Source organism: Pseudoalteromonas sp. McH1-7, assembly GCF_013366255.1.
In the GTDB taxonomy this organism is placed as follows: Bacteria; Pseudomonadota; Gammaproteobacteria; order Enterobacterales; family Alteromonadaceae; genus Pseudoalteromonas; species Pseudoalteromonas peptidolytica.
Window position 1 is genome coordinate 207,379 of the sequence record NZ_JABWPQ010000004.1, and the last position, 12,671, is coordinate 220,049.

The 12,671-nt window shown below is 41.5% G+C and carries 25 protein-coding genes; 17 read left to right on the forward strand and 8 right to left on the reverse strand.

Annotated features, from left to right (window positions below):
- Positions 1-6: 6 nt before the first annotated feature.
- From HUZ36_RS04400 to HUZ36_RS04425, 6 genes are all read right to left on the reverse strand, one after another.
- Positions 7-387: a hypothetical protein gene (locus HUZ36_RS04400; RefSeq protein ID WP_176032106.1), complete on the reverse strand. Its 381-nt coding sequence runs from the start codon at positions 385-387 to the stop codon at positions 7-9.
- A gap of 19 nt (positions 388-406) precedes the next feature.
- Positions 407-967, reverse strand: a complete 561-nt coding sequence (gene ssb / locus HUZ36_RS04405; protein ID WP_217704582.1) for a single-stranded DNA-binding protein — start codon at positions 965-967, stop codon at positions 407-409.
- The gene (locus HUZ36_RS04410) at positions 967-1,248 is read right to left on the reverse strand and encodes a hypothetical protein (protein WP_176032107.1); all 282 of its coding nucleotides are present in this window, start codon (positions 1,246-1,248) and stop codon (positions 967-969) included. Before HUZ36_RS04410 ends, ssb begins: the two co-directional genes overlap by 1 nt.
- Positions 1,249-1,381: 133 nt before the next feature.
- Positions 1,382-2,368, reverse strand: a complete 987-nt coding sequence (locus tag HUZ36_RS04415; RefSeq protein ID WP_176032108.1) for a hypothetical protein — start codon at positions 2,366-2,368, stop codon at positions 1,382-1,384.
- Positions 2,368-3,282 carry a Rad52/Rad22 family DNA repair protein gene (locus HUZ36_RS04420; protein ID WP_176032109.1) on the reverse strand — a complete coding sequence of 305 codons (915 nt, stop codon included), beginning with the start codon at positions 3,280-3,282 and terminating at the stop codon, positions 2,368-2,370. Before HUZ36_RS04420 ends, HUZ36_RS04415 begins: the two co-directional genes overlap by 1 nt.
- The gene (locus tag HUZ36_RS04425) at positions 3,282-3,671 is read right to left on the reverse strand and encodes a hypothetical protein (protein ID WP_176032110.1); all 390 of its coding nucleotides are present in this window, start codon (positions 3,669-3,671) and stop codon (positions 3,282-3,284) included. Before HUZ36_RS04425 ends, HUZ36_RS04420 begins: the two co-directional genes overlap by 1 nt.
- A 177-nt stretch (positions 3,672-3,848) precedes the next feature.
- On the opposite strand from HUZ36_RS04425, the gene HUZ36_RS04430 reads away from it, so the two are divergent.
- The 4 genes from HUZ36_RS04430 (at position 3,849) to HUZ36_RS04445 (ending at position 5,521) form a co-directional block, all read left to right on the forward strand.
- Positions 3,849-3,992, forward strand: coding sequence for a hypothetical protein (locus HUZ36_RS04430; protein WP_176032111.1), 144 nt, complete (start codon positions 3,849-3,851; stop codon positions 3,990-3,992).
- A gap of 5 nt (positions 3,993-3,997) precedes the next feature.
- Positions 3,998-4,492 carry a hypothetical protein gene (locus HUZ36_RS04435; RefSeq protein WP_176032112.1) on the forward strand — a complete coding sequence of 165 codons (495 nt, stop codon included), beginning with the start codon at positions 3,998-4,000 and terminating at the stop codon, positions 4,490-4,492.
- A 434-nt stretch (positions 4,493-4,926) separates the two neighbouring features.
- Positions 4,927-5,265 (forward strand): helix-turn-helix domain-containing protein, encoded by a 339-nt coding sequence (locus HUZ36_RS04440; protein WP_176032113.1) that lies wholly within the window; start codon positions 4,927-4,929, stop codon positions 5,263-5,265.
- A gap of 67 nt (positions 5,266-5,332) precedes the next feature.
- Positions 5,333-5,521, forward strand: coding sequence for a hypothetical protein (locus tag HUZ36_RS04445; RefSeq protein ID WP_176032114.1), 189 nt, complete (start codon positions 5,333-5,335; stop codon positions 5,519-5,521).
- Between the two features lie 227 nt (positions 5,522-5,748).
- Here the strand turns inward: HUZ36_RS04445 and HUZ36_RS04450 are convergent, their stop codons facing one another.
- Positions 5,749-6,222 (reverse strand): helix-turn-helix transcriptional regulator, encoded by a 474-nt coding sequence (locus HUZ36_RS04450; protein WP_176032115.1) that lies wholly within the window; start codon positions 6,220-6,222, stop codon positions 5,749-5,751.
- 138 nt (positions 6,223-6,360) lie between these two features.
- Between HUZ36_RS04450 and HUZ36_RS04455 the strand changes: the two genes are divergently transcribed.
- Positions 6,361-6,573, forward strand: coding sequence for a transcriptional regulator (locus tag HUZ36_RS04455; RefSeq protein ID WP_176032116.1), 213 nt, complete (start codon positions 6,361-6,363; stop codon positions 6,571-6,573).
- 10 nt (positions 6,574-6,583) lie between these two features.
- On the opposite strand, the gene HUZ36_RS04460 is transcribed toward HUZ36_RS04455, so the two are convergent.
- Positions 6,584-6,844: a hypothetical protein gene (locus HUZ36_RS04460; protein ID WP_176032117.1), complete on the reverse strand. Its 261-nt coding sequence runs from the start codon at positions 6,842-6,844 to the stop codon at positions 6,584-6,586.
- Between the two features lie 483 nt (positions 6,845-7,327).
- Between HUZ36_RS04460 and HUZ36_RS04465 the strand changes: the two genes are divergently transcribed.
- The 12 genes from HUZ36_RS04465 to HUZ36_RS04520 all read left to right on the forward strand — a co-directional run bounded on the left by HUZ36_RS04465 (position 7,328) and on the right by HUZ36_RS04520 (position 12,506).
- Positions 7,328-8,134 carry a helix-turn-helix domain-containing protein gene (locus tag HUZ36_RS04465; RefSeq protein ID WP_217704583.1) on the forward strand — a complete coding sequence of 269 codons (807 nt, stop codon included), beginning with the start codon at positions 7,328-7,330 and terminating at the stop codon, positions 8,132-8,134.
- Entirely contained in the window at positions 8,134-8,295 is a 162-nt protein-coding gene (locus HUZ36_RS04470; RefSeq protein WP_176032118.1) for a hypothetical protein, read from the forward strand. Before HUZ36_RS04465 ends, HUZ36_RS04470 begins: the two co-directional genes overlap by 1 nt.
- The gene (locus tag HUZ36_RS04475) at positions 8,264-8,830 is read left to right on the forward strand and encodes a hypothetical protein (RefSeq protein ID WP_176032119.1); all 567 of its coding nucleotides are present in this window, start codon (positions 8,264-8,266) and stop codon (positions 8,828-8,830) included. Before HUZ36_RS04470 ends, HUZ36_RS04475 begins: the two co-directional genes overlap by 32 nt.
- 13 nt (positions 8,831-8,843) lie before the next feature.
- Positions 8,844-9,089, forward strand: a complete 246-nt coding sequence (locus HUZ36_RS04480; RefSeq protein WP_176032120.1) for a hypothetical protein — start codon at positions 8,844-8,846, stop codon at positions 9,087-9,089.
- Complete coding sequence (locus tag HUZ36_RS04485; protein ID WP_176032121.1) at positions 9,086-9,334, forward strand: hypothetical protein; 249 nt, start codon at positions 9,086-9,088, stop codon at positions 9,332-9,334. The genes HUZ36_RS04480 and HUZ36_RS04485 overlap by 4 nt, the downstream gene beginning before the upstream one ends.
- A 3-nt stretch (positions 9,335-9,337) precedes the next feature.
- Positions 9,338-9,763 (forward strand): hypothetical protein, encoded by a 426-nt coding sequence (locus HUZ36_RS04490; protein WP_176032122.1) that lies wholly within the window; start codon positions 9,338-9,340, stop codon positions 9,761-9,763.
- A gap of 12 nt (positions 9,764-9,775) precedes the next feature.
- Positions 9,776-10,228 (forward strand): recombination protein NinB, encoded by a 453-nt coding sequence (locus HUZ36_RS04495; RefSeq protein WP_176032123.1) that lies wholly within the window; start codon positions 9,776-9,778, stop codon positions 10,226-10,228.
- Positions 10,229-10,246: 18 nt separating this feature from the next.
- Positions 10,247-10,546, forward strand: a complete 300-nt coding sequence (locus HUZ36_RS04500) for a nuclease domain-containing protein (RefSeq protein WP_176032124.1) — start codon at positions 10,247-10,249, stop codon at positions 10,544-10,546.
- On the forward strand, positions 10,543-10,749 hold the full coding sequence (locus HUZ36_RS04505; protein ID WP_176032125.1) for a helix-turn-helix domain-containing protein: 207 nt from the start codon (positions 10,543-10,545) through the stop codon (positions 10,747-10,749). The genes HUZ36_RS04500 and HUZ36_RS04505 overlap by 4 nt, the downstream gene beginning before the upstream one ends.
- The gene (locus tag HUZ36_RS04510) at positions 10,750-11,124 is read left to right on the forward strand and encodes a hypothetical protein (protein WP_176032126.1); all 375 of its coding nucleotides are present in this window, start codon (positions 10,750-10,752) and stop codon (positions 11,122-11,124) included. It begins immediately after the preceding gene.
- A 285-nt stretch (positions 11,125-11,409) separates the two neighbouring features.
- Entirely contained in the window at positions 11,410-12,072 is a 663-nt protein-coding gene (locus HUZ36_RS04515) for a DNA-methyltransferase (protein WP_176032127.1), read from the forward strand.
- A gap of 23 nt (positions 12,073-12,095) precedes the next feature.
- Entirely contained in the window at positions 12,096-12,506 is a 411-nt protein-coding gene (locus HUZ36_RS04520) for a glycoside hydrolase family protein (RefSeq protein WP_217704584.1), read from the forward strand.
- Positions 12,507-12,671: the final 165 nt, after the last annotated feature.

The window sequence follows — 12,671 nt, forward strand, 5'->3', positions numbered from 1 at the left end:
CTTTCCTTAAATCAGTGAGCATGGCTGCGCCATTTCTCTAATGTAATTTGAATCAACTGGCACGAACTCATATCTAGGGCGGCCAGCTCTTGTTTTAATCGGGTTGCCACTTGCGTCAATCATTGGCTTTCGGCGCATGGGCATTAAATCTTTTAATTCATCTGTTTTTTTTGCTAATTCAATGAATTGGTACAATGAACTTGGAGTGCTCAATTCACCGCTTACGCATACGGGCTTAGCTTTGCTGTAGAGTTCTGTCGTTCTAGCTTCGACCGCTGCAATATGTTCTGATTGTGTTTTAGGTGCTTTATCACCGAATCGAGCCGCGACATCTTTCTCTGCTTTTGCTCTACATTTCTTTCTACTTACTCCGTATACGTAAAACATGGTTATCTCCTAGTAAACTCTAGAACGGTATGTCATCATCAAAATCTATGGGGGGTTCCATAGGATTTGATGGTGTGCCGGCTTGCTGTTGTCGAGGTGCAAAATTACCCTGTTGCTGTTGCTGTTGCTGTTGCTGTTGCTGTTGCGCTGGGCGTTGTCCATACTGTTGCTGCGGCGCTTGGCTGTATTGCTGGCCATAGGCGCCTTGATATTGGTTAGGGCTTTGCTGCTCACTGCGACCTCCAAGCATTTGCATTTGGCCGCCCATATCGACAACTATTTCAGTGGTGTATTTTTCTTGATCGCATTGGTCTACCCACTTACGCGTTTGTAAGCGGCCCTCGATATACACTTGGGAACCTTTGCGCAAATACTCACCCGCAACTTCCGCTAACTTGTTGAATAGCACCACACGGTGCCATTCTGTGCGCTCTTGCAATTGACCTGTGTTTTTGTCTTTCCAACTATCTGTAGTGGCAATGCTTATTTGTGCTACAGCGTTGCCGTTTGGCATATAGCGGACTTCAGGGTCTTTGCCCAAGTGCCCGACTAAAATCACTTTGTTTACACCTCTAGCCATTATTCTGCCTCTCTCTCGATTTTTTCACCGCACATAGGGCAAAACGTCATTGCTATGTTTACATGACCTTTGGTTTTGTTTTTATATAGCTCGCCGCATACTTTTTGCTTTTGATACTCATAGCGAACGGGCAGCATTACTTCACTTTTACCTGTGTCGAGTCTGAAAGATGAATTTTCCCATCGAGTCAAGAGGGAACTATCAAGGGCATTATTTGGAAGCCCCTTTTCAATATGGCTCGTTACGTTTGCAAGGGATTTACTTAGACAATCACAAGTCATGGCCTTTCCTTAATTCATTACTAAAAGTGTTGGTGCATATAGGGCAAGCACAATTGCAACTAGCGCTAGTACAAAGTGATTGCTACGTGTAAAGAGCTGGCCCACGAATGGGCGCTCGCTCTGACTTGGAGAATTAGGCTGCATTTAGTAAACCCTCTAGCGTTTTAATGACCTGTTCCGCTTCTTCTAGCTTGAAACAAACTTGGTCAAGTACAGGGCTTAGCTCTCTAACTTCATCGCTAGGCCATGATTGCATAGGCGTATATAGCATTGCGTTTTCTGGGAGCTCAGGTTTAAGGGTTGGAGCTTCGACTTTCGGTTGCAATGCTTCTAGCTGCTTTGCTTGCTCAAACATCATTTCCAGCAGTTGCATTGCTTGGTTTTTTGCGTCAGCGGCTTCTGTAAGATAATCACCATACTCACTTTCAAGAATTGGCAGTTCGCGCAAAGCTTCAAGTTTTCGCTCAATTTTTGCTGGTGTTTTGCCGATGCAATTTGACGCATAACTCTTAAGATTCATCAGGCTCTTTTGCGCGTTAAGTTCGGCTTGCTCTTTTTCAAATTTTTCACGCGCTTTAGTGTCTGAGAGCATCATCATTAAAGTATTGAGCGTTTGCTTTTTCGCTTCAATTGCTTCATGAATTAGGTCTTTGCTAAATATACCTGTATCAATTAGGTCTACGCTTTCAATCGTGTCCGCAATGTACTGAGCATCTTTGTTTTGACAGTCTGAAACGAAGTTACGAATCTGATTAATTTCGTTACGCTCTTTCGCTAGCTGTTCTTCTTTTTCGCGCTTGGCTTTTTCTGCTAATTCTTTGCGGCGCTTTTCTTCACGCTCCATGGATTCAATAATGGGCGCGTAAATAGCGTCAACTTCTTTCGATAAGCTGTCTTCTTCTTCAGCAAGCTTTTTATTGAAGTCGATTCTTGCGCGCTTAAAGCCTTCTTTTAGCTTGTTACGCTCGGCTCTTGCAGCTTTACCACGTTTAAATTGCTCATCTTCAGACATGTCGTAAACAACATTGCTAGGGTATTTTTTACGAAGGTCTGCTAGCCCTTGCGCTGTAATTTCTGGGCTAAATACCTGTTGTATTAGCTGGGTGCTTTGTTCTTGCATTAGTGCGCTCCTTGAAGTTGGGAAATTCTTTGTTGCTTAACTTGGTTGATTCGGGCTTCGTAGTCCGCTTTATTTAAGGTGAGAGATGAGCATTGCCCTCTCAGCTCAAGTTGAAGTGACTTGAATTGCATTTCTAAAATAGATTCGTTTTCGGCTTCTTCTAAGTACTGGATCTGCTGTTTAAGCCACGCATTAAAGCGCTCAAGCGACTCTTTGCGCTTTTGCTCTGATAATTCTTCAAGTTCAAACAAGCGGCTATCTCGAAGCGTGTGTGCCATACCTTTAATGTCTGAGCGATTGTGTACATCTGCCACTTTTACAGCTTCTATAAGCGCAGCTTTTAATGCTGTAAGTGTTTCGGCGCTTTCTATAGCTTCTAGGTAACTATCAAACTTTGCGTGAGGTAGAGCCCAAGCGGGGAGGGTTGGCGTTTCCCACTGTGCTCTAATATAGGTAAATTCATTCTGTGATAACTGCTGCTTTATCGTTGTGTAATTGGCTGTACATTCAAACCTATCAGCTAGCGCCTGGCATCTAACAAATACTGGTTCAATAGAGTACAAGTAGCGGCCAACGCCAAACTGTACGGATGCACGTTTCATGGCTACAGATAAAGCGCCCTTCAGTGGATCGGTGTCTGTATAGCTTGCGCCATCCCACTTAGTAATCCATTGATCCCCGATTAGGACCTTTAGACCGCAGAGCTGCCCTCTAGGGGTATCTCTATATACGTTTTTCCAGCCACTCAATCCAAAAACATCATCTAGGCGCTGTTGTACCGCTCTATTGGTTACGTAGGGAATAACTCGCACCCATGGCCCGTGTGCATCAACGTCGCTTTGTATTACCATCCAATTAAGATCATGTTCCTCGAATGGATCTGAGAGGCGTTTTTGAGCTTCTTGGATATCCATTATGCTGCCACGTCTCTGTTGCTACATGGAGAATTAGTTACCGCTTTATGCTCGACCAATCGTTGAAGTAGCGTAGATAAAAATCCAGATCTTGAGGTTGGTGTTGGTTGTACCTGTACTTGCTCATTTTCTAAGTATTGTTCACACAATATCTGTACTTGATCGTTAACTTCATTTAGCTCTTTTAGTGCTTCTACATTATTGATATGAATGTTCTTGTTGAGCAGTGTTTTGGTCTTACTTACCTCTGAAAAGTCAGGGTCTAGATACACCATCACCCCGACCATTTGCATCGTTGGGTATGTGTTAATGCACACATATACCCGTGGATGAGGTGTTGTGCCTAATGTTATCAATTGTAAAATGGCACGTTTAATTTCTGTTTCCATGCTGTACAATCCTTAATTGCTCAAAGCATTAGCTTTGGTTTCTGGTATAAAGTTTAAGTATCAAGGTGATACTTGTTTTTGAGTGTTTTAATAGATTGATACTTAAAAATTGGTTTGTCAATGTTGTTGCACTTAAAAAGTTGTGCGATACTTAATTCCCAAGAGTGAGGAGAAGTTATGAAAACAAGATTTTATGCAGCTGTTTCTATTAGCCAATTAAAAAAAGTCAAAGGTGGGACTGGGGGTAATGGTGTTGAACCTCCTGCGGTTACCAGCCAAACATATGTAAAAAATGACTCTGCGAGGAGTAAAGGAGAATAACAACTATGGCGGATTTGCTTTTTAAAATAGGTGACTTTGTAGTATTCATAAATTTCCTTTCCTTATTGTTTTTTGTTAAAGGAAAAGTGAAAGATGACAGTGTTTTATGGTCTCTAACGGTACTGTGTATTCTGAATGGTCTTATGCATGGTTGGGGTTATTTCTTAAAAAGTAAATTTGATGTTTATGATCAGGAGTTTATGAGGCACCTTTGGTACTTATCCTTCTCTGCATTTTATGTTTTAGGAGCTGCGTTTTTGCTTTTAATACATAAATATATGAATGTAGTTGCAGGTACTTTTTCAAAGGTTCTTTCGGCTAGTTTTGTTGTTGTTACGCTTTTAACGGTGATAAGACATCTAACACTCGTAGTTTTTAATTTAGATATTTCACTTGTGAAATACATGTATTCTTTTGGTATACCTACGGTTAATCTGCTTGTGGTAATCTGCTCCGTTTTTGTTACAATAAGATTAATTTTATCTAAACGGAGTTTATAACATTGATTTGGATGTTGTCCTTATTTTCAGCTAGCTGCTTAGTTGGAGTTATCATCTTTTTCTTTAGGCTCGCTACATTTCAGCCAGTTAAAACTCTTGTTAATGTGGAAAGTGACTCTTTGGGGGTCGCGGAAGTTAGCTTGTTAAGGGATTGTTTAACTATCTTAAAGGAGTCAAAGGATATTGATTCTATGCTGGCATGTGGGGAAGACGCCGTTGCGCTAAATATTATACATTCATCAAAGAGGGATAGGTTGCTTAATAGAGTAGCCCGGCTTAAAGAAGCAAGTTGAAATCTAAGCATCTTAGAACCAGGTTAAACTTGTATTAGAGCTCTCACAGTAAACTGTATACTTTCAACCCAGACTACTTACATAAAATGCAACTAGCCTTAATAAGGATAGAGAACTAGACATTAAGGGTTACGAATTATTATGGAGCCATACTGGGTGCGCATTGCTAAACAAAGAATGCGAGATTTAGGTGTAACTCAAAGCGACCTGTTAGATGTTTTTAATGTAACTACGCGGGGAGCCGTCGGGCATTACTTTTCAGGTCGCTCAGCAATCGACGTTGATCAACTTGAGGCTCTTTCGAAAAAGCTCGGAGTAAGAATTGATTACTATGAAAGCTCAGATAATCGGCTGGCACTTGATGATGTAGAAAGAATGCTTGATTCGTGGTTACTTAAGTTTGCTCAAGCTGACCTAGTTGAATACAAAACGGACATTACCACTCTTAAGAAACTGATGCTTTCCTCTTTAAGCGATTAGGATGACTCAAATGAAAAGAGTGACGCGATTAATGCTTAAACTTAAATGTAACTTTAAAGGAGTACGTATGACCAAAAACAAACATGAAGTATCGAAAATTAAACTATTGATAGGTTCAGAACTTAACTTGGTTTACGGCGGAACAAACGGTGGTGGGCTGGATCCAAGTAAAAAAAGCCGATCATTGCTAGGTAACGGAAACGGCAATGAACCACTTGGGAGCGGCGGTGGAACTGAACCATCAAAGGCTTCTTAATACTACTGCATAAGCTTAATAAGCTCTATTCTCTAGAGCTTATTATTATCTGACTAGAGTGCTAAATCTCTCACCTTTCAAGACTATCGTCAAAGTAACCAAAGACTGAAACACTGATATTGAACGAATATCATCTTTACTGCAATTAAGCTTTTAGATCCTCGGTAAAGTTATTAACATTCACCACATTGAAAAGCGGTGAAGCCAACAGAGTCTTATAAGTATTCTCAGACTGATTTTAGAGTTTTGAGCTCTAAAAACTTGTTGGCAATTTTTTCGTAATCACCACTTAACTCAACAACGATGCTTGCGCCTAAAAAATTTGCGATAAGGTCTTGATGTTTGACGAAGTCCAGCTTTCCAAGACCTTGCGCTTGGAATTGCTTGGATAAAGCTGTAATTGTACGTTCTAACGCTATGGGAACTACTTCTTCGATTTCATCACTAGTGTAGCTATCTACAACTTTTTCATCAAAAGTTTTTAGTTCCACGTTATGGGTATCATTTTTTCCCGTATGGATATAGCTCGGAGTTACACCAAGCGCCATTGAAATTTCGTACAATTTTTTCGGTGCAGTATCCCGCTTTTCTAGAGCAGCAAAAGCCTGTTGGCTCATTCCAATCAAGTCGGCCAATTGCTTCTGTGTTAAGCCTTTTGACTTTCTCAGGCGTTCAATTCTTTTTCCAATACTTTCTGTCATTGAAATCCTAGTGTGGCGCTTAATGATAATAAATTACAAGCAATTGATAAATTTATCAAACAATAAAACAAGTATTTGGTACTTAAAAAGTTGTGTTTTTGTTTTTTGAGTAGTACATTTGATCTGGGAGGAAAAACTATGATCGCAATTCGTGAAGCAATTAATGTTATGGGTAGTCAGAAAAAACTTGCTGAGGCTATTGGTAATGGGATAACTCAACAGAAAATATCTTACTGGCTGATGGTTGGTAAAGTTCCTGCTGAACACGTATTGAACATAGAGAGAGTTTCAGGAGTATCTAGGCACGAACTACGCCCAGATATATATCCAGTCTTAAGCAGTAAAGAGTAGAGCCATAGTGTTACTCGGTAATGTCGGCACCAAGTATATCGAGCAGTGCTTCTGTGTTCATCGAGGCGACTTGAGCCAGAGGAAGTTTATGTTTGTGCACGATGTAGTGTTGGATGGCCTCGAACCATCCATCAAGGCGATAGCTAGCGTAGTTGTCCTGTTCTACTAGTTTTTTGCCGAACATATAAAGGCTGAACTCCGCAGCGGCACGAGCTTTAAGTGAATTGGGGTTTGGTTGTTGGTTAGTATGATTAGGAGAGTATTGAGTCATTAAACAATTCCTTTTTGTTTGTTGATGTCCTTTACGTTTTAAGCATAGCAGAGAGATTTGAGTTTATTAATAAGGAAAATTTGGAAATGACAAAAGAAATAGACACTTTAAGCAGCCCATTGACTGGTATTCAAATAGATAATTTCTTTGCGGCAGATGATAGCTGTCAAATGCAATGGTCATTGCAGCGTTGAAGCAGTTGTAGTCCCAATATTGGTGAATGTGAACGAAGCCAGAATTCGGAGATGTCAAGAATGTTTGAAAACCTATACGACAAATACCCCCAACATAAAGCGGGTAAAAGCAGTAATAAGCAAACCGGCGAAAGCCATAAAGAAGAGCCTAAGGGTAATTAAAACAAAACCCGCATCAGGCTTGGTCGGCTAAGTATGCGGGTTCTATCTAATACGGAGTTAAGTATGACATACGAAGAACAAAAATCAAGCACTTGTTTAATTGCTAGTTGCAGGGAGGTATAGAGCTATGAGCATGGAATACATGGTGCTTGCAATGAAGGTAAAAGTTGGCAACCACGGCAAAAAGCTGGTTTTAGTTAAGCTTGCTGATAATGCTTGTGATCAAGGAGGCTGTTGGCCTTCCTATCAAACAATTGCGGATCAATGTGAAATGTCTAAACGAACTGTTATGAGGCACATTGATGGGCTGTGTGATGCTGGCTTAGTTAGCAAAGAGCACAGAAAAGGTGAGAAGGGCAATAAGTCCAATTACTACAGGTTAAACAAACAGGAAATGTTGGCGCAACTAATCACTAAATCTGGTGGTGACAAAATGTCACTATGTAAGGATAAGCCGCAAAGAGGTAGTGACAAAATGACACCCCCAGCAGTGACAGACGATCACCAAGGTAGTGACACTGTGTCACCACCCCCTAGTGACACAGTGTCACCCAGAATCAGTCAATCTTCTGATCCTCTCAATGAACCTAAAAAAAATAAAACAAAAAAAGGTGATTTGGATTATTCCAGTTGGCCTCAAATGCCTACAGAGCAAACCCTCAAAGATTGGCTAGCTATGCGCAAGCGAATGAAAGCCAATGTTTCCCAAACAGTGATCAATCGACTTGCAAAGCAATTTGAGATTGCAGTGCAAAATGGCGTCAGTGTTGATGACTGCTTGGGTGAGTGCATTGTTCGGAACTGGCGTGGTTTCGAGTTCACATGGCTTGCTAACTCAGGTTTTCAACAGCGCAAACCAACCAACGCGCTGCAAGAAATCAAACAGCGGTGCACGGTTGGTATGCCACTGCTAGACGATAACCAAAGGGTGTAATGAATCCACGAAACTTTGACAGCGATTGGGATTATTACGATGCACTAGAGAGCATCTGGCAAAACAAAATCCCCAGTCCATTTGACCAACTTAGTTACAGAGACGAACAAATAATTTTGGAGCGAGAGCATGGAACAGTCACTAGCGAAAACAGCGAGTAGCGAAGTTCGCAACCCATTAGCTGCATTGGTAAGTACATTTGAACAAGAAGTGATCCCGACAATGTTGGCAGCTCACCCTGCAGCTAATTTTAATTGGCAAGGCAATACACAGGAGTTAGCAGTTGAATACGCGAGGGCGGTGGTTGGAACGGGCTGTACTGGCAAAAACATACGTGATGCGGTCGATGCAATGCGCACACGCTCAACATACGAGAAACATCCGCCAAACGCTCAAGAGTTCATGATCATGTGTTTACACGCTAAGGGGATGCCGACAATTGAAAACTGCTTAAGCGAAATGGAATACCAACGCAAAGAGAACTACGGCAAAGCAAAGACATGGGCACAGCCTTTAAGTTACTGGCTAAATGCTGCGGTTTCTCAGTCTCGCCGTATGTTGCCACATCAGCAGTGGCTAAAAGAAGTCAAAAAGCATTATGTCGAACTGGCCGTTAAATATGTAAGAGGTGAGCTGGCTGATATTCCTCAGCTAATAGAGCACAAAGTCCAGCCAGCATATATGCGTTACATGTAATTGAGGTGACTAAATGCAGCTAAGACATTTGCCAGCGGGTTCACGCTTTAGGTTAGAAAGGAATGGAAGAAAATATACTCTTGAAAGTGCTCAAATATGTAAAAGTCGTCTTTTTGTAAAACCTGACGGCTCGAGCTTTCTCACGGACCTTAACCATCAATGCGAAGTGAAGCCAGTGATCCGTTGTAACGGTCAGTTCCTTGAGCTACTTCATATGGTTATGGCTAAAAAGGCAATTAAGGCGAGTAAAGCGGCATGAAACAGCAAGATCGCTTAGAAGCAATTATAACTGGTCCTGAGTATTGGACACTTGAAGAAATATGCGATGCAAGCAAATTGCTCTACAAGAAAAAAGACACGCCTTGTGCTATGTCGGCTCGATGGCGAAATGTTGAAGAGAGCAGCACGGTTATAAAGCATAAGCGTGTTAGGGAAGGCACCAAGCGTCTGTATGAATATCGCATCGAAGTTAAGACGGCTGCTAACGATACAGAGGAAGAATGAGCTTTGAAATCATACGAGAAGGACCAAAAAGAGTTTATCGCAGCATTAAAGAAAATTTTGCGAGATAAATACAGTGAAGCGGTTAAACAAGCTCGCGCTGCAAAAGAGGGTTATTTAGCAGGCATTGAAAATCCAACAGCGAGAGACATTAATTTAGCGGGAGCATGCGCTAATAGGGTGATGCTTCAACATGCTTCGGCTTTCGGTGTTCCCAGCGTTACACAATACATTAAAGATAAAAAAGAAGTCGCAGCGCAGAAGAAAAACGCGCCTATTGCACAAAAAGAGAAGTTTAAACGGTTGAGAAGCGCTAATGATGTGCAAGCAAACCCCGGTAACTTTAAGCATTCAAAAAAGATACCGGCTTCAGCAGGCTTTTCTCTCAATGACTCTTTAGAAACAACATACCAACAAGCGATGCAAAGGTGAGCATAGTTAACGATGAAAAAAGTTCTAACAATAAGAAATTACGTAAACACTATGCCTGCGCTCGGCGCGATGATCAGGCAAGTCGTTGAATCTGGTAAAGACGTTATTGTTGAGTTTAAAGAGCATAAAGCCAAGCGCTCAACTGCTCAGAACCGATTAATGTGGATGTGGAACCAAGTAATTGCAGATCACCTTAGAGAGTATTTAGGACAAGAAAATAGCTCACAAGATGTGCACGAAGTTTTAGTGCGCAAAAAGTTTGGAGTGAGAGTGTTAGAGGTTGGCGCAGAAGAGCCGATCATTGTTCGTAAAAGAACTAGAAAGCTAACAACAAAAGAATTTTCAGAGTATCTAGAGTGGCTAGATATGTATTGTGCAGAATATTTACAGCTAATTCTACCAAGGCCAGAAGAGTTATACATGCTAGCAATATATGGAGAGGGTGAAAGCTGTGTACTCAACTAGATATAGGAATAAAGCAGCGTGAGCGTAATAAGTAAAAAGCTAAGAGAAAGTGCAAGGGGCCAAGAGTGTCAAGTCCGAGTACCAGGTATATGCAGAAATAGAACTGACACGGTTGTCTTGGCTCATGTTGCAAAAGGGTCAGGTGTCGGTCAAAAGTGCGATGACATACACGCTGCATTTTGCTGCTTTGAGTGCCATCAAGAAATTGATCGAGTAACAAGGATCACACCCAAAGAATATGCCGACCAATGCGCATATGAAGGGATGATCAGAACGCAGTCTATTTGGTTACAGCAGGGTTTAATTAAGGTGGAATGATGACAGGTGGGCAAGTAATCAAAGTGGCTCGAACTTTCAGAGCTATGAGCCAAGAAGATGTGGCGCGAATTTACGGCGTAAGCCCTCGCACTGTTCAGCGCTGGGAAAGTGACAAAGGTAAACTGCCATTTGATACTGTTTCTGCAATAGTTGAACAAGTATGCCAGCTCAGCCTCATACAAGTTCTACAGGTGGGGAAATAGATGGAAAACCTAAAACAAGTTAGGGCTCAGTTAAAACTATGGGGGCGTTACTGGGCAAGTAAAGAGGCGTTGCAAGGTTATGCTCAAAAGTCGAGTACTCATAAAATTTACGAAAACCACGTGTTAGGCGGTTCGTTCAGCTCAGATGCGCACTTGTATAGCCACGGCTCAAATGGCATTAACCCGCCTGAACATATCGCTTTGCTCACCGGTAAAATAGAGGCACTTAGAGCAGAGTGTAAAAAGGCGATAATCGCCAAGTATGTTAAGGGAATGAGCTTAAAGGAGGCATGTGCTTGGGGTGGTTTTGACAGTGCTACAAGTGTCGATTTTTGGCTACTTAGAGCCGAAACTGGGCTTTTGAGCAGGCAGTAACAGTATAAGTGCTTAAATGTCGTAAAATGCGACAGTATATGTCGTTTTCTTCGGCGTAGAATGTGCCATAATTTCACTAAGCTTGTGAGAGCTGCTTAAATAAAAACCTTGTCTAAAACAACCCGCCTTCTAAGCGGGTTTTTTGTAGGTGAAATATGCAAGATGTTAGATGTACTTGCGGTAAATTGCTTTGTCGTTTAATCGGCAAGGTGCAAATTAAATGCCCCCGTTGTAAAGAGATAATCAATACAGAACGCCAAGAGCGTCACGAAGTAAAGGTGACGCATGACAGAGATATCCATAGTTAATGGTGACTGTGTAGAAGAAAGCAAAAACATTCCAGACAGCTCAGTCGATTTAGTTTTAACAGATCCCCCATATTTGATAGGTGCTAGCAGTATAGGTAAGCCGTCGAGGACTGGGTCTTGGGCTGATTGGATGAACGTGGCTCATTTTTATAAGTCATGGTTTGAGCAAGCAAAGCGCATATTGAAAGATACAGGTTATCTAGTCTCTTTCTGCAATTGGCGCTCAATGCCTGTGATAACAAAGGCGCTAGCTGATTTAGGCTTGTCCATTACTTCAGTATTAGTATGGGATAAACAGTGTTTAGGCACTGGGCCAAAGAAAGCACTTAGACCACGTTATGAGCTGGTTGTATTTGTCGGTATGAAAGATGCCGAGATACCAAACCGCTCGCTTTCTGATATATGGGAATGCAAGAAGGTCGCACCGCAAAACAGGGTGACGGGCCATCCAGCAGAGAAGCCAGTACAACTATTTGAAAAGCTGATATGCGAAACCACCCAAGAGGGAAGTCTTGTTGTTGATTTCTTCACTGGCAGTGGAACAGCGGGGGTAGCTTGTCAAAATACAGGGCGCAGCTTTATCGGCTACGAACTAGACCCTAAGTGGTATCAAGCAGCACTCAAAAGAATAAACAGTTAGCAATCCATTAAGGCCTATACATTATGACCATGTTATCAATTGAACAATTAAAAGTGCATGAAGGGTTTAGTCCCACTATTTACAAATGTACGGAAGGAAAACTCACATTTGGATATGGTTTTAATGTAGAAGCTGGAATAACAGAAGATGAAGCAGAGCTATTACTGGTTCATCGAGTTGAACAAGTCGAATCAAGGCTTAAGCAATCATTCTCCTGGTACACGGAACTAAACGAGCCACGGAAGGCCGTTTTACTCAACATGGCTTATCAATTGGGCTTTAATGGCCTATTGAAGTTCAGTAAGACATTGGCACTTGTGAAAATAGGTAAGTACGACCAAGCGTCAGAGGAAATGCTCAACAGTTTATGGGCTAGGCAAACGCCAATCCGAGCGCAGCAACTTGCAATTCAAATGAGCTCTGGAGATTGGTAGTAAAATTTTTTAAAAAACTTAGTTAACCGAGAAATTCAACACCTTTAAATTCCTAATTAATTTAATAAAAATTAGGAGTTTAAAACATGTCTAATGATAATTTAAATCAAAAAAATGAACCTCAAAAAAGTGATGAGCTCGAGAAATACAAAGCAAAAACCGAGC

What these genes read in the sequence shown, in the direction of transcription:
- HUZ36_RS04425 (WP_176032110.1), bottom strand. Translation starts at nt 3,671, where the DNA reads ATGGAAACAGAAATTAAACGTGCCATTTTACAATTGATAACATTAGGC.
- HUZ36_RS04505 (WP_176032125.1), top strand. Translation starts at nt 10,543, where the DNA reads ATGATGACAGGTGGGCAAGTAATCAAAGTGGCTCGAACTTTCAGAGCT.
- HUZ36_RS04415 (WP_176032108.1), bottom strand. Translation starts at nt 2,368, where the DNA reads ATGCAAGAACAAAGCACCCAGCTAATACAACAGGTATTTAGCCCAGAA.
- HUZ36_RS04480 (WP_176032120.1), top strand. Translation starts at nt 8,844, where the DNA reads ATGCAGCTAAGACATTTGCCAGCGGGTTCACGCTTTAGGTTAGAAAGG.
- HUZ36_RS04495 (WP_176032123.1), top strand. Translation starts at nt 9,776, where the DNA reads ATGAAAAAAGTTCTAACAATAAGAAATTACGTAAACACTATGCCTGCG.
- HUZ36_RS04465 (WP_217704583.1), top strand. Translation starts at nt 7,328, where the DNA reads ATGAGCATGGAATACATGGTGCTTGCAATGAAGGTAAAAGTTGGCAAC.
- ssb (WP_217704582.1), bottom strand. Translation starts at nt 967, where the DNA reads ATGGCTAGAGGTGTAAACAAAGTGATTTTAGTCGGGCACTTGGGCAAA.
- HUZ36_RS04410 (WP_176032107.1), bottom strand. Translation starts at nt 1,248, where the DNA reads ATGACTTGTGATTGTCTAAGTAAATCCCTTGCAAACGTAACGAGCCAT.
- HUZ36_RS04450 (WP_176032115.1), bottom strand. Translation starts at nt 6,222, where the DNA reads ATGACAGAAAGTATTGGAAAAAGAATTGAACGCCTGAGAAAGTCAAAA.
- HUZ36_RS04430 (WP_176032111.1), top strand. Translation starts at nt 3,849, where the DNA reads ATGAAAACAAGATTTTATGCAGCTGTTTCTATTAGCCAATTAAAAAAA.
- HUZ36_RS04515 (WP_176032127.1), top strand. Translation starts at nt 11,410, where the DNA reads ATGACAGAGATATCCATAGTTAATGGTGACTGTGTAGAAGAAAGCAAA.
- HUZ36_RS04435 (WP_176032112.1), top strand. Translation starts at nt 3,998, where the DNA reads ATGGCGGATTTGCTTTTTAAAATAGGTGACTTTGTAGTATTCATAAAT.
- HUZ36_RS04420 (WP_176032109.1), bottom strand. Translation starts at nt 3,282, where the DNA reads ATGGATATCCAAGAAGCTCAAAAACGCCTCTCAGATCCATTCGAGGAA.
- HUZ36_RS04455 (WP_176032116.1), top strand. Translation starts at nt 6,361, where the DNA reads ATGATCGCAATTCGTGAAGCAATTAATGTTATGGGTAGTCAGAAAAAA.
- HUZ36_RS04470 (WP_176032118.1), top strand. Translation starts at nt 8,134, where the DNA reads ATGAATCCACGAAACTTTGACAGCGATTGGGATTATTACGATGCACTA.
- HUZ36_RS04510 (WP_176032126.1), top strand. Translation starts at nt 10,750, where the DNA reads ATGGAAAACCTAAAACAAGTTAGGGCTCAGTTAAAACTATGGGGGCGT.
- HUZ36_RS04445 (WP_176032114.1), top strand. Translation starts at nt 5,333, where the DNA reads ATGACCAAAAACAAACATGAAGTATCGAAAATTAAACTATTGATAGGT.
- HUZ36_RS04485 (WP_176032121.1), top strand. Translation starts at nt 9,086, where the DNA reads ATGAAACAGCAAGATCGCTTAGAAGCAATTATAACTGGTCCTGAGTAT.
- HUZ36_RS04440 (WP_176032113.1), top strand. Translation starts at nt 4,927, where the DNA reads ATGGAGCCATACTGGGTGCGCATTGCTAAACAAAGAATGCGAGATTTA.
- HUZ36_RS04520 (WP_217704584.1), top strand. Translation starts at nt 12,096, where the DNA reads ATGACCATGTTATCAATTGAACAATTAAAAGTGCATGAAGGGTTTAGT.
- HUZ36_RS04400 (WP_176032106.1), bottom strand. Translation starts at nt 387, where the DNA reads ATGTTTTACGTATACGGAGTAAGTAGAAAGAAATGTAGAGCAAAAGCA.
- HUZ36_RS04475 (WP_176032119.1), top strand. Translation starts at nt 8,264, where the DNA reads ATGGAACAGTCACTAGCGAAAACAGCGAGTAGCGAAGTTCGCAACCCA.
- HUZ36_RS04460 (WP_176032117.1), bottom strand. Translation starts at nt 6,844, where the DNA reads ATGACTCAATACTCTCCTAATCATACTAACCAACAACCAAACCCCAAT.